9 protein-coding genes are annotated in these 14,786 nt (G+C 49.3%); 5 read left to right on the top strand and 4 right to left on the bottom strand.

Going from position 1 to position 14,786, the window contains the following annotated elements; all coding sequences use genetic code 11:
• The 3 genes from J2I46_RS14160 to J2I46_RS14150 all read right to left on the bottom strand — a co-directional run.
• The coding region (locus J2I46_RS14160) for a right-handed parallel beta-helix repeat-containing protein (RefSeq protein ID WP_229379749.1) at positions 1 to 2,524 on the bottom strand (2,524 nt) is incomplete at its 3' end.
• A 425-nt stretch (positions 2,525 to 2,949) separates the two neighbouring features.
• A complete protein-coding gene (locus tag J2I46_RS14155) occupies positions 2,950 to 6,321 on the bottom strand; it encodes a right-handed parallel beta-helix repeat-containing protein (RefSeq protein WP_207329667.1) in 3,372 nt (1,123 codons plus the stop codon).
• A gap of 152 nt (positions 6,322 to 6,473) precedes the next feature.
• Positions 6,474 to 6,905, bottom strand: a complete 432-nt coding sequence (locus J2I46_RS14150; protein ID WP_207329666.1) for a response regulator — start codon at positions 6,903 to 6,905, stop codon at positions 6,474 to 6,476.
• 120 nt (positions 6,906 to 7,025) lie between these two features.
• Between J2I46_RS14150 and J2I46_RS14145 the strand changes: the two genes are divergently transcribed.
• Positions 7,026 to 7,766, top strand: coding sequence for a response regulator transcription factor (locus J2I46_RS14145; RefSeq protein WP_207329665.1), 741 nt, complete (start codon positions 7,026 to 7,028; stop codon positions 7,764 to 7,766).
• On the opposite strand, the gene J2I46_RS14140 is transcribed toward J2I46_RS14145, so the two are convergent.
• Positions 7,763 to 8,248: a response regulator gene (locus tag J2I46_RS14140; protein WP_207329664.1), complete on the bottom strand. Its 486-nt coding sequence runs from the start codon at positions 8,246 to 8,248 to the stop codon at positions 7,763 to 7,765. The genes J2I46_RS14145 and J2I46_RS14140 overlap by 4 nt on opposite strands.
• Before the next feature lie 562 nt (positions 8,249 to 8,810).
• Between J2I46_RS14140 and J2I46_RS14135 the strand changes: the two genes are divergently transcribed.
• The 4 genes from J2I46_RS14135 (at position 8,811) to J2I46_RS14120 (ending at position 14,758) form a co-directional block, all read left to right on the top strand.
• Entirely contained in the window at positions 8,811 to 11,147 is a 2,337-nt protein-coding gene (locus J2I46_RS14135; RefSeq protein WP_207329663.1) for a GumC family protein, read from the top strand.
• A 156-nt stretch (positions 11,148 to 11,303) separates the two neighbouring features.
• Positions 11,304 to 11,975: a sugar transferase gene (locus J2I46_RS14130; RefSeq protein ID WP_207329662.1), complete on the top strand. Its 672-nt coding sequence runs from the start codon at positions 11,304 to 11,306 to the stop codon at positions 11,973 to 11,975.
• Positions 11,965 to 13,308: a flippase gene (locus tag J2I46_RS14125; protein WP_207329661.1), complete on the top strand. Its 1,344-nt coding sequence runs from the start codon at positions 11,965 to 11,967 to the stop codon at positions 13,306 to 13,308. Before J2I46_RS14130 ends, J2I46_RS14125 begins: the two co-directional genes overlap by 11 nt.
• A 169-nt stretch (positions 13,309 to 13,477) precedes the next feature.
• Positions 13,478 to 14,758, top strand: a complete 1,281-nt coding sequence (locus J2I46_RS14120) for a glycosyltransferase family 4 protein (RefSeq protein WP_207329660.1) — start codon at positions 13,478 to 13,480, stop codon at positions 14,756 to 14,758.
• The last annotated feature ends 28 nt before the right edge of the window (positions 14,759 to 14,786 follow it).

The following is a 14,786-nucleotide window of genomic DNA, read 5'->3' as shown; positions in this document are numbered from 1 at the left end:
CGTAATCGAGCCCCGCCACGGCATTGGCCGGGTTCTCCGGGGTGCGGAGCGTCACGGCCGGAGGCTGTGGAGTGGACGATCCCACCCGGAAGAAAGCTGAGGCTGGAATGGCTTGTTTGCCGATGCCGGGGCCGCTGTAGCTCACCGTCAGGGCCTGGCCACCCCCACCCTGGTAATAGAGAATGGTGATAGCGTGGGTACCCGCTTTGAGGCCAATGGTGCCCGACCGCTCCTGCTCGGCATGGCTACCGTCGTTGTTGACCACCTCGGTGGTGCCGATCAGCAGTTTACTACCATCATCAGATGTGCTGTAAAACGTATATGCGCCATCGGTAGGTACGTTTATATAACCTGTGTAACGTATGGCATAATTATCGTCGCGGACTCGAACAGACCGATCAGGCAAGCTGCTGGTGCCGGTCTTTACAGGCGTAAGCGAACCAAAATCAGGGAGCATGTTCCAGCTTCCTTCATAATAGGCGTAATCCAGATTTGCCACTGCATTGGCCGGGTTCTCCGGCGTGCGTAAGGTTATCGGGCCAGATGAAGCTTCTTTGAACAAGACAACTGACGAGAATGCCTCTACTGATACCTGACCCGAATAGGGGTTATTCCGCGCATCCCGATACGTACCTGACAACGGAACCTGGATCGCATTAGCCGATGGATTTCCAACAAACAGGAGAACATCTTCCGGACTTCCCGACGAGTACGTGATCGGACTTTTGAGTGTATTCAGGTCTTTTCCGTAGCGGCTCCGCCAATCGGCCAACGATAGGTCGGCACCGGTTGTGCTGTTATAAACGGCCCTGATCGTGTAAGTATCTTCAAAAGGGCGTGAATACACGTTGTTGTCTATCTGCCCAAAACTGGCCAGATCATTCTGTGCCGATTCGTACTTAACGTTAAACTGAGTTGCCTGCTTACTCACGAAAATGTTATTCTGAATCAGGTTGTTGCGAGGCTGACAACCACCTGCCGTTGTAACGGCTAATTGCCCTTCACCATTGTTGAAGGCCGTATTGCCAGTCAGGGTGATGTTGGATGACCCATGCAGGTAGAAGCCTAAACCACGGCAATTGTAAACCGAGTTATTGGCTACTTCAATATTGGTAGTGCAATCGTCGAGGTAGATACCATTGGCCCCGGAATAAGCTCCGCCCGGTGATCCTTCTGATGCGCCAATGCCATTGTACACAACATTCGACAGGATGTGAATATCGCTCATCGGCTGCTGGTTGCCATTCCAGATGTACAGACCACTGCCGTCGCTCTTAGTTAAGCAAAAGTTACTGATCTGATTACGCTGAATGGTTGTGCTGCTGGCAAAATTGAGCGCATTGTACCCAATGTTATCAAGCACGTTGTTCTCGATCAGGGTGTTACCCTTGCTCGATGACATAAAGCCAACATACGTGCCATCGCCACTTCTACCACGCCCCGGAAAAAGGCCAATTCGCCGGAGCGTATTGCCCCGAAACGTAATGGCCATGTAGACCGAAATATCGACGCCGTTGTTATTAACATCTTCAATCAGGTTATTTTCCATCGACACGTGATGACCATCGCCTTTGATCACGATCCCATCTTCACCAGCCTGCGTGATATCGTTGCCCGTTACCGACAGGTTGGCACCGTTCAGAATAGACAGGTTTGTGGCCAGTGCCTGCGACAGCTGGAGGTTACGCACCGTCACATACGACACATTGGCCAGGCTAACCGCTTCATTGTAAGCGGTAGCAGCAATAGACTGGTTGTTCGGGTTGTTCTGGTTATCGAACAGCGTGATCGATTTATTCGACGGGTTATAATACCATTCGCCCGCCTGATCGAGCGTGGCCGGATGATTCTGAATAAAATAGCCCCACCCATCGGTGAGGTCGTAGGAGCCGGCACTGGCCAGATTGATCGTGTTGCCAAACTGGCTGATAATGGTAGACCGGTTCAGTATCCATTGCACCGGCCGAAATACCACCTCTCCGCCTACCCAGTTCGTTGGCAGCGCCGTTTGACTGACCAGTTGCGTTTTACCCGAATGAGACTGAATCGTCAGGTAGCCTTTGTTTGACGCATCCAGGTTTGGGTACCGACCTAGTGGCAGCGCGGTATTATCACGGTAGACACCCGTTACCCGATCACCGCAGGATGGGCAACTGGCTTGCCAGAGATTATTTCCCAGGCTGTTCCAGTTGCTCACAGGCACCGAACCGGCCAGCACAGGTTTATTACCCGACCCGTAGGCATCAACAACAATGGGTTTATCCGACGTGCCTGACTGTCTGATTTGCAACGTGCCCCGAAATGTGTTGCCCCGTTGAAACAAAACCTGATCGCCAGGCTGCAAAACAAGGCTGTTTACCTTGGCGATGGTTTGAAATGGCGATGCAGCTGACTTGCCTGCGTTGTTATCGCTACCAGAGCTGGCAACGTAGTAAGTTGTTTGCCCAAAGGCCGTTGATAGCCCGCCGCTCACTAGCAGGCACATGGAGGCATGACGGGCTAACTTGCTAGCACGTTGGATCATTATGTTTTTCAAGTTACGGACGGGAAATCGAGTAATAGTTGAACAAACATACAAAGAAGTAGAGCTATATACTCTATCAGATAAATTCCAAGCAAAAGTTAATTATCGGGATATTTATCAAATTTTGTACCAAAAAAGACCATTTATTTATAATTATTACACTATTTATCTAGGTATAATTGCCATTAATGCAACGATATGTCTTAAAATATTTACAGATGATTCTACGATAGCATTTCTGAGGCCAGTTCTTCCATCAGGATTAAATTATTTTTTTCTCAATAATCAGCCCGTTATAAAATGCGCCCAGGCCAAACACCCCCCTTTCAGGTGAAGCGTTTGGCCTGGGCGCGTAGCCGATTCGTTGGAACATTCTCGTAAAGAGGCCGGTACGTAAATGGCACGTTAGTGAACAACGGCCTTGCCTACAATACTCTGAGGTCGGTTTGTACCTGATCATCTTCCCCGTTCGTGAAGCCGTTACCTGGCGTCGAATCGGGATCAGCCACGCTCGAAGCGTTGATCTGCGCCCTGACCGTCCGATAACCGGGGGTCAGCACACGTACCTGAAACGATAAGCTGGCCGTGCTATAGGCAGGTACAGACGGTATTGTTGCCGTCATTATGCGCCCGCTCGCCGTCCAGGCAGTAGTTCCTGCCATTTCTACACCCTCGGGCAACACATTCTGTATCTGAACATCAGCAGCAGTTTGCCCCCCCGCATTGGTAATCACGAGCGTAAAGCTTACCAGTTCACCCACCGTCGGCACCCGTTTGCTGACCACCACTCCGAGGCTCAGATCGGCTTTTGTTGCATCAGCTACAGGCTGGTTTGATACTACGTCGGGCAAAACCCGCTGATGCGGATTCGGGGATGAGAAGACTTTAGTTGCCCCGCCTGTTACCCTTATATCTGTTGATGACGCATCATCTTCACCATCTGCAGTACCTGTATTCGGGCTACTATCGGGGTCTTTAGATGTAGCCATCGTCAATTGAGCCGACATACGAAATATACCGGGTGCTGTTGGTCTGACAGACACCGTGAACGTAGTGTCGGTTCGGGGAGCTAATTGCGATACTGTTCCGGTCAGGACGTTGTCGTTAAGCGGTTGGCCCCTGGCGTCGATGAATAAGCTATTCGCCGGCAAACGATAGGTCCATTGAGCCAGCCCGGCTTCTGTATCACCCTCATTAACAACCCGAATTTTCATTGTAGCCAGTTCATTCACCTGCACTACCCTCTTGGTACTGTAGAGGTAAAGGCTAAGGTCAGCGGGAGCCACAGAGACAGTATCTCTCAATAAGACGACCGACGTAAATGGTTTGAGAATAAGCGAATTCGTGTAACGCTGGTTTGTTACATCCCGAAACGCACCTGCCGGTAAAGTAACGGTGCTGTCTTTTAGGGTTGGGTTATAATACAGCTTAATGAAATCGTCGGGATTATTCCGGTTAGGTACGTCTTCCTGGAGGCGCACATTGTCGAGCCAGAAAACAGGGCCTTCTGTATCTGTCTGGAACATAACAACGGCGTTCGGGTCATCTCCTGAAGAGGTAAACGTCAATTCATAACTTTTTCGAGACGGGCTGAGAGTCACCGTGTATCGGCGATCAAACTCCTGATACGGTGCTCCATACTGGCGCAGATACACCAGAACAGTCACATCTGTGGTAGCAATAGCATCGAATCGGAGCACGTAGGTTTTACCTGTGTTTACCCAACCAAATGGTTTCACAACCTGTGCGTAAGAATTACTTTGACCCGAGGGTGTCGGAAATGAAACACGTAGGCTGCCCCCGTCAAGTTTATCCGAATTATCGAAAACTGCCTCGGCATTTCCGTAAGGACTATACACCAGTTGCCAGGCATTATTATCCGTATCAAACGAACTAGTTACCCGATTTACACCGCCTGAAATGTTGTTATTATACTGGCTAAATGTTATCGGACTACCTTTAGAATGCAGATCGTGACCGTGCGAAAAAGCCTGCCAGTTAGCCAGGCTATAATTTCCTCCTTCTCCCCAATTTTTCACACCTCTGATGAGTGCATCTTCATTAAACGGACGACTGTAATAATTAGAATCGATGCGGCCATACTGGGGTAAATCATCCATATGCGATTCGTATTGAGCCGCCATCTGAGCGGGCGCCTTACTGAAAAAAATATTATTCGTAACTCTGTTCTCTCTAAATAAACAGTAGCCTGCATCATGATACATCACAAACTGACTACTCCCATTATTGAACGATGTATTTCCAGTCAACGCAATCCGGCTCGTTGCGTGCAGGTAAATTCCCCACTGATGATTATCGAAGACCGTATTATCTCTAATCTCCACGTTTTCAACGCAATCGTCTAGAAATATGCCATTTGCGCCGGAATATTCTCTACGAAACGAGCCTTCCGGAGCCCCTATTCCATTAAAAATAATATTCGATACAATATGAATATTAGCCATGGGAGCTTTTGGCCCGTTCCAGACATAGAGCGCTCCTCCATCACTTTTCGTGATGCAGTAATTAGATATTTTGTTCTGTCTGATGGTTGTATTGATCCAGAAAGTGACGCCATTATAACCAACGCTATCTATCGTATTATTTTCAATCAATACATTGTCATTGGCAATAGATTGAATACCGTTATACTGCCCGTCACCGCTTTTACCGCGCCCAGGCACAACACCTATTCGCCGGACTGTATTTTTTCTGAACGTAACATTTTTGTAGGCGTCGATATAAACACCGTTATTGTTTATATCGGTGATGGTGTTATTTTCAAACAACAGATTGGAGCCAGTACCTTTAATAATTAAACCATCCTCACCAGAGTCGGAGATATCAGTATTAGTTATAGTAAAACTAGATACGTTCGTGGCAAAAACGCTTTCGTTCAACGCCTGGGTCAACTGAAGGTTCTGTAACTTAATGTTTGATACATTGGCGAGGTCAACGTTACGACTTTGCACGGTTGCCGTTATAGTCTGGCTATTAGGATTTGTTTGACTACTAAATAATTTCACTGATTTAGTAGCGGCGCTATAGTACCATTCGCCCTGCTGATCGAGTGTTGCCGGATGGTTCTGAATAAAATAGCCCCAGCCATCGCCCGGATAATAGTTGGAGTAATTGAACAGATTCAGAGCATCGCCATACTGCGCATCAATAACGGCCCGGTCGATGATCCACTGCGTTGGTCTCATCACAACTTCGCCACCTTTCCAGTCGATATCGTAAGGCAACGGCTCCTGACTAAAGATCTGATACTTTTCTGTGTGCGCCCGAATAGTCATGTAGCCCTTATTCGGCGTATCGTAATTGGGGAATCGGCCCAGAGGGAGGGTAGCCTGATCGCGAAATACACCCGTAACTACGTTACCGCAGGATGAGCAGGGTGCCTGCCATATATTATTTCCGGTATTTGTCCAGTTGGTAAGCGGTACCGAACCTGATAAAACAGGCTTCCTGCCCGTGCCGTATGCATCAAACAGGATGGGTAAACCCGACGAACCAGAGTAGCGGATGAGTAGCGTTCCTATGAATGTATCGCCTCGCCGAAATAAAACCTTATCGCCTGGGTTCAGGTTAAGGCTATTCACCTTTCCTAAACTCTGGAACGGCGCACTAACCGAGGTTCCGGCGTTTGCGTCATTGCCTGTGGCAGATACGTAGTAGGTTGTCTGAGCTAAAACGGGGAAGTGAAACCCGAGCAGGATAGTTAGGAACGAGAAAATGAGTATTAGTCTATACCGATAGATATACTTCTTTTTTTCCGCCGTGGGAAGAGTAAACATGTTGAGTTTTCAGGAATAGGTGACCGTCTCTCCCAACGTTGAACAAGGAGAGCGGCGGATGTACTCTACATACTATCAATTGTTCTATAAAGATTCCAGTATGTTCATATTTATACTAAATGGCGACAAAACCGGTTTGCTCGTCCGGCGCCCTACACGGGTGTATGCTGATGCACCTTGAACCAGTAATGGCACACAGTCTCGAATACTTTACGTATTGGTTCCAGGCTGAGTGGTTTGATTAAGAATGAGTTAGCCCCTGCTCCGTAACAGGCTGCCACGGCGTCGGGGCCTTCTTCATTACCCATCATAACCATAGGTACGTGTTGCCAGCAAGCCTGCTGTCTCAGAAGTCTCATCAGTTCGTATCCTGCTCCGGGCTGCGCCGATGCACCCAGTACCACCAAACCTGGCCGATTACCGTCTATCGGGGCCGTTAGCAGTGCCTGGCCGTCTCTGAATAACCGAAGTTCATAATCGGGCAGAAAGTAAGTAAATACCTGACGCAACAGATCACGGTAGGTAACCGATTCGTCGATAGCAATCACGATGGGCTTGCCAACTGGCTTGTGTTCTGATTCCATAAGCAGTTGGGCTAAGAAAAAACCACAATATCCATATACTAAGAAATAAAAACAATATAGTGTTTATCCGCTATTTACTGAGGAATTTAGTGCCAGTACTGAGAGTACAATTCTAGCGCTATGGGTCTCATTATCAACACATTAAAACATCCGGTTCTAATTTCGTATCTATCTGGAGCCAATAATTATTCCTTTGTTCACTTCAGAACCGGAGAGCAGGTGTTGATTTCCAAATCGCTCCGTTTTCTTGAAAAGCAACTACCCTACTTTATCCGTATCCATAAAACGCTGTTAATTAATCCTGAGTGTGTTAAAAAGCTGCAACATCAACCCCATTCTAAAACGGGTGGAGCGGTTGTTCTTGACGATGGCACCATATTACCGGTTAGCCGCCGCCAATGGCCTGTTTTAGTTCAGTCTGTTTGGACCACTGACGTGCCTACCATCGAGCCTGAGCGTTCTGTTGCGTTTGTATCCGGTGACTATACGAAGAGCCTGCTGTTGCGACAACTGATTGACGACCAATGGCCGCTAACGTTATTACACGTTATGGAAAACGGGGCATTCTTATCGCAACTGCTGATTATGGCTGAGACAGAGCGTCCGGTTTTATTGCTGATCGACGTACGGCAGGCAGTGCCCAGCCGGTTAACGTTGTTGCGTGAGTTGAAAGAAACCCCACGATTACGCAGGCTCCCGGTGGTTCTCCTGATTTCGCCCAACACCGGCTTTGCCAGGTCAGGCTATGCCATGCACGCCAACTCGGTGGTTGTGATGCCCGATGATAACGGTGAGTTTGTCGATGTAATGGAGCAGGTTTGCCGCTACTGGCTAACTATGGCTTCGTTACCAGTTGTCTAGTATCGATAGTCGGTGGGGGGCAAGGATACTGTTTCCCACCAATAGCGCCGCAGCATCTGGAAATAGCTGATCCATTCGTCGTCGCTTGTTGGCTTAACGAGATAGGATGAACTACCCCGGTCATATGCCTCGCTGATATCATCTGAGTGAGCTGAATGACTGAGAACTACTACCGGAATCTGGTTAGCCGGGGCAGGCAATTCTTTTATGTGCTGCAGAATCCGCAGGCCGTTCTCCCGGTTTGGGATCGACGCATCGAGAAGAATCATCTTGGGAAGTTTCCATTCCTCAAGCTTACAGTCCTTCAGGTACGTTATTGCCTCACGCTCGTTGGTTGCTTTGATCAATTCAACCTCTGGCAAACATTCTTTAAGGCAATGCGCGATGATACTCAACTGATCAGGATCACTTTCAATTAGCAGTATCCTGGCCTGTCGGAAGTTTTGCGTGCGGATAGCGCTTAATGTGGTGTCGCTTTTCATAATCTGGTTACTCTGGCACAATTTGCTTAACACATGTAACTTCGTTGATATACGAAAGACCTTTTGGCTGAGATTGATTTCTAGCCGTAACCGGCAGGTGGCAGGATAGCAAACCGGCGAAAACACCTATAAAATTAATAAAAGTAATTTTTGAACTATCCCAAGAATCTCCAGAATGTGGCCTCCCCATTTATACCGCTTTGTCTGACAAAAAAGGTTGACAGTGTGCGAGAAGCAATGCATTGCCACCAACAGGCGGAAGAAGGCACAATCTGAAAATAGTACTATTTCACGTTAAAAAATGAGTTTATAATTGTCGGCACAGGTTCTTTTTACCGGGTACTCTTTTTTTGAACCGGAACCTCATTTTACCGCTTCCTAATCGTAGATGACAAGACCATTATACGTTAATTCACCAGTCAATCTTATGCCGGGTGTGTATACGCAGACAGTGAGCTATCGGTAGTCTACCATCTATGTTGGAAGCTACTTTCTTACTATACAGTTTCCGTGCCATGGTTTACAACAATACTGGCTCTACAGCCAGACTACTACGAACGTTATGTCAAATTCAAACGCGGTCTACACCCCGTATTCGCTCATGGAGAGCAGCAGCCCGAACATTCGGGCAATCCTTCTCCGCTATCTTCGTCATTGGCCCTGGTTTGTACTTTCGCTAGGTTTGGCTCTTGGCGGCGCTTACCTCTATTTACTGTATAAGCAACCAATTTATCGGGTTCAGGCCAGCTTGCTGTTGCTCGATGGAACCAAAGCCGATGATCGTGGTGGTGTATTGCGTGAGTTTCAGGCGGCGACCCCCAAGAAATCGGTCGAGAACGAAATCGAGATGCTGAAGTCGGCAACGCTTATGGGAAAGGTAGTAGAGAAGTTACACCTCGAACATCGCTACTTCCACCAGACCAAATTTGGCAAACGCGAAATATATCAGGAAAGCCCCGTTGAGCTTATTGTTGAGAAGGGTTCACAAGCGCTGTATGAAGAGCCGGTGACCCTGACATTTACTAATAACCAGGCAGTACAGCTCAACGGCACCTCAATACCACTTAATCAATCGGTTAACACGCCTTACGGACGCCTTCGGGTGGCCACCCGCAAACCCGTCTCAGCGGCTACGGCTCCATTGATTGTGCAGGCATCGACCCGGCAGGCAGTAGCCGGCGATTATGTAAGCCGATTAAAAGCTGAACCAACCAGCAAAACCTCGTCGGTGGTTGTATTAACAGTAGATGACGCAGTACCAGCAAAAGGCGAAGCGGTATTGAATACGTTGATTGCTGAGTATAACCTTGCCTCTATTCAAAGCAAGAACACAGTGGCCTCAAACACGCTGAAGTTTATTCAGGAGCGGTTGAACGGCTTGTCGGGCGAGTTATCGGGCGTTGAAAGCCGGGTAGAAAGTTTTAAATCGAACGAAGGCATTACGGATCTTAGCACCCAGGCCCAGACGTTTCTATTGTCGGCCAAGGAAAACGATGCCAAGCTCAACGAAGTCAATGTTCAGCTCTCGGCGTTACGTGACCTGCAGAAATATGTTCGCAGCCAGCCAGCCGACCAGAACGGCTCGCCCGCTATCGTTGGGCTGAATGATCCGGTTTTACTACAGTTATTGGGCAAGGCATCAGAGCTTGAGTTGAAACGCGCTGACCTGGCTCAAACTACATCAAACGAGAGTCCGCAGGTACAGTCGATCGACAATCAGATCAAGGCCACAAAACGACGTATAGCAGACAACGTGCAAACGATGCAGAATATGCTGGAAAGCACGCAACGGAGCTACGAAGCAAAAAACCAGGCATTGGCTGGGCAGATTCGGCAGGTGCCACGCCAGGAGCGGGCCTTGATGGATATTTCCCGTCAGCAGGCTATCAAGAACGACCTATACACGTACCTGCTTCAGAAGCGTGAAGAAACAGCCGTGGCTTTTGCCGCCGCCGTCTCGGATAGCCGCACCGTCGACGCCGCAGTAAGTGGATTAACGCCTGTGAAGCCCGTAAAACCAATGATCTACCTGTTGTTTGGTATGGTTGGTTTGTTGTTGCCACTTGGTCTGATTGCGGGTATCGATTCGTTGAACCAGCGGATTCGTAGCCGACAGGAGGTCGAGAAATCAACACTGACGCCAATTCTGGGTGAGTTGTCGAGCAACCCTTCGTCGGGCAAAAAACGACTGGTCATTACGCCCCGTAGCCGGTCATTAATTACAGAGCAAATCCGCACACTACGGGCAAATCTGCCTTTTCTGGAATCAACGGAGTCGGCCAGTCAGGTGCTGCTGGTAACGTCGAGCATCAGCGGCGAAGGCAAAACGTTTGTATCATTAAATCTCGGGGCCAGTCTGTCGCTGGTTGATCGGCCAACGGTTGTGCTGGAGATGGACCTAAGAAGGCCAACCTATCAGGAAACCTTTCACCTCGATAATAACGTAGGTATCAGCGAATACCTGACCGGCGAGGCTACCCTGAGCGACGTGCTTCAGCCAGTACCGGGCTATAAAAACTTTTTCATGATCAGCAGTGGCATTCTTGATGAAGAGCAAAACCCGGCTGAGTTGCTCAGTTCGCCCCGGATGCGCCAACTGATCACTGATTTGCGGGAACGCTTCTCCTACATTATGCTCGATACGCCACCACTCGGTCTGGTATCAGATGCACAGTTGATGGCTCCGTTTGCCGACTCAACCCTGTTTGTGGTACGGCACGGTGTAACGCCACAAACCAGTTTGAAAGCCATTGAACTCGTTCGCCGGGAACAGCGCTTCAAAAATCTTAGCCTGGTGCTGAACGGTGTAGTGGGTAATGACGGCTCGTACCTCAGCCACAGCCACAAAGACAAGTACTACCAGGCCCAGCCGCAGACGCGCCGCTGGCTAAGAGCATAAACGTTTCTTTTCACTGTTCGAGTAGCCACTTTTCTTTTTACCATTAACGCATAATTTGAGAGTAAACAACTGAAAATTAATTGATTAACTTGAGGTGCTGCCCGTTTTAATATCAAGTAATTGGCTTAAATCACACACCTAATTGACTCAACGACTATGACATCATTTACCGTACAAAACATGGAAACGGTCAGCCTTGAACGGGACCGGAATGCGACCAGTCAGAACCAGACCTGGGGGCTGTACGCCAAGCGGATTACGGATTTGCTGGTGGCAGGCCTGGTGGCTGTCACTATTTTGATTTGGCTTATTCCTCTACTTGCTCTATTGATAAGATTAACTTCAAAAGGGCCTGCCATTTTCGTTCAGATGCGTTCGGGCCGGGATGGCGAGCAGTTCCCCTGCTTCAAGTTCCGCACGATGGCTCATAACCCGCAGGCCCAGTTTCAGCAGGCCAGCAAAAACGATTACCGGGTAACACCAATCGGCCGGATTCTGCGCAAAACCAACCTTGACGAAATGCCTCAGTTCCTGAACGTGTTACTTGGGCATATGAGCATTGTTGGCCCACGGCCACATCCACTACCGCTCGATGCGCAATACTGGAACACAATGCCGGGTTACCGCGAACGCTACAGCGTGAAACCAGGCATTACAGGTCTGGCTCAGGTACGTGGTGCACGGGGCGAAACGGGTAAGCCATTCCAGATGCGGCACCGGGTACGTTACGACCACCTGTATATTCAGCAGCAGTCGCCAGCCCTTGATATGCGTATCTGCTGGTGGACGGTAAAAGCGGCTTTAAACGGAAATCCTAATGCTTGGTAAGGAATCGGCGGTACTCGCCGACGATGAGACAGTCGTAGCACCTGCACCTGCTTTTTCGAAAAGTGTATTAAAGCGCTTTGCCGTAAATGTTGCTTCGCTGTTCAGTGTACAGATTGCCAACTTTCTGCTTCCTCTGTTGACGGTACCCTATGTGGTGCGCATCATTGGTCCGGAGCGGTTGGGGCTCCTTAATTTTTCGCTGGCATACGTCACGTATTTCAGCCTGATTATCAATTACGGGTTTGATTTAGCTGCGGTGCGTGCCATCGCAGCTAATCGCTATGATAAGGAAGCCACCAGCCGGATCTTCAGCGAGGTAATGGCCGGGAAGACCATTCTATGGGGCTTATCGACCATCATTTTTGGAGTTGTAACGTTCAGTGCGCCGTCTTTCCGTGAACACTGGCTCCTGCATGTATGCACCTACGTTACCTGCATCAGCACGGTGCTGTCGCCGTTCTGGGTGTATCAGGCAATGGAAGATCTGGGCCGCGTGGCCATGTTCAACCTGTTGGTAAAGATCCTGTTTACAGGCGCTATTTTTCTGGTTATTCATCAACCCGACGACTATGTGTGGCAGAATCTGGTACTGAGTATTTCGCAGGTATTGATCAACGCTATTGCGCTGGGTGTGGCGGTCAAACGATTTAACATCCGGTTTTTCTGGCCTTCTGTCACGCAACTGGTAGCTCGGTTCAAAGCCGACGCAACGCTGTTCTTTTCCAACGTGATGATTACCCTCTACGCCTCGTCGACGGTGTTTTTCCTGGGTATTCTGAGTACGGCTTATGCGGTAGGGCTGTACTCGGCAGGTACCCGTCTGGAAGGCGTAGCGCTGACGTTTGTGACGATGGCGCTAAACCAGGCGCTGTTTCCAATCATTGCCAATGCATTCGGGAAAGGCCGTGAAGCAGGACTGAAGATGGTTCGTACTGTTTTCTGGCCGTTACTGGGTGGCCTCGGTGCGGTAGCGGTCGGCCTCTGGCTTATCGCCCCCTGGTTTATTCCCTTCTTTTTCGGGGAAAAATTCGTTGAGGCGATTGCCGTGTTGCGGGTGGTAGCCTTACTGCCCCTGGTTATCGGTATGAGTAACCTGCTGGGTATCCATACGATGCTGAACCTCCATATGGACCGACCTTTCTTCGTTATTACGGCCATCGGTTCGGTGATCGGACTAGGACTGAACATTTTTCTGATTCGTCATTACGGCCATCTTGGGGCTGCCTGGGCCTGGGTGGGAACCGAAGTATATGTACTACTGGCAATGGGCGGTTTCCTGCTGTACAAAAGCAGAGAATGGACACCGGAGACAGTAGTTGAACTAGACCATTAGCAAAACTATCGGCACCTGATCCTGTTCGTTACTGCCATTGTCTGCCGCCATCAATCAGAGTTCGCTTTCCTCTAACCAGCCTTTCTCTGATCCGTAAACCGGCTACTTACAGGTACGTTCCGCACAGGTCAGGCGGGCCGACGAGCATAGTAACTTCAACGTCAGGCTTATGAAAAAGGTATTGATTTCAGCGTATGCCTGCGTACCTGGACTCGGCTCCGAAGAAGGAAACGGTTGGCACTATTCATCTATCGTTAGCCAGACGAATCACCATGTGTGGTGCCTGACCCGGTTGATGAACAAAACGGCCATAGAAAAAAGGCTCGCTCAGGAGCCCAACCCCAACCTGACGTTTGTGTATGTTGACACACCAGACTGGGTTGAGACCGTTTATTTCTGGGGCCTGATTGGCATGTATTTTCATTACCTGTACTGGCAGTGGGCCGCGCTGAAAACAGCCCGCCCCCTGAGCAGAATCCATTCGTTCGATATCGTTCACCACGTCAGCTATGGCAGCCTTCAGCTAGGCAGTATGCTCTATAAACTGAATCGACCGTTCATTTTCGGGCCGATCGGTGGTGGGCAGGAAGCACCCGATTCAATGCGCCATTATTTCAGAAGCCATTGGAAAAAGGAACAAATGCGAACGTTGGTCAGCAAGCTCCTTTTACGCTTCAACCCAGGCTGTTATGAATCTGTTCGGCGAGCCGACCACGTACTGGTATGGAATGAAGATACGCGCCGCAAGATTGAGTGGCTGGGCAGAACAAAGGGCGTGACCAGAGAATTTATCGGCATCTCGCAGGCATTTATTCCGCCCGAACCGCTATTACGTACCCCCGGCCCCGTAATGCAACTGGTCTGGGTTGGTCGGCTGATGCCCCGTAAGGCGCTTGAACTAACGCTACACGGCCTGAGCAAAGTAGATAGCCAACTGCCTATTCAACTCACCATTGTTGGCGATGGGGAAATGGGTCGGTACGTACCTGAGTATCTGGAAACCTACCAACTCAAAGACCGGGTGCAGTGGGTTGGGAAAGTGGATTACGAACGAGTGAAAGCATTTTACCGACAGGCAGACGTGTTTTTTTTCACCAGCCTGCGCGATACCGGCCCAGCACAATTGCTCGAGGCGATGGCTTATTCACTGCCCGTAGTGACCATTGATATTCACGGACAGGCTGAGCTTGTCAACGAATCGACGGGGATACGGGTGCCGCTGACCGATCGGGAAACGGTTGCCACCGAACTGGCAAAAGCTATTGAGTGGATGTACCACCACCCACAAGAACGTTTATTGATGGGTGCCAACGCCTACACCTTTGCCAGTCAGCAGACCTGGGAGCTGAAAATCAGGCGGATGGTCAGAACCTATTACGGACCAGCCGATGAATTTCCTGACAAAAAAGAGCAGCGGGAATCAGGCATGTTCAAGACGAAATTGTACTAAACCGGGGTTAGAACCCCTGAGTAATTTT

The sequence above is a fragment of the Fibrella forsythiae genome, assembly GCF_017353175.1.
Taxonomy (GTDB): Bacteria; Bacteroidota; Bacteroidia; order Cytophagales; family Spirosomataceae; genus Fibrella; species Fibrella forsythiae.
This window is presented reverse-complemented; position numbering and strand designations above follow the sequence as displayed.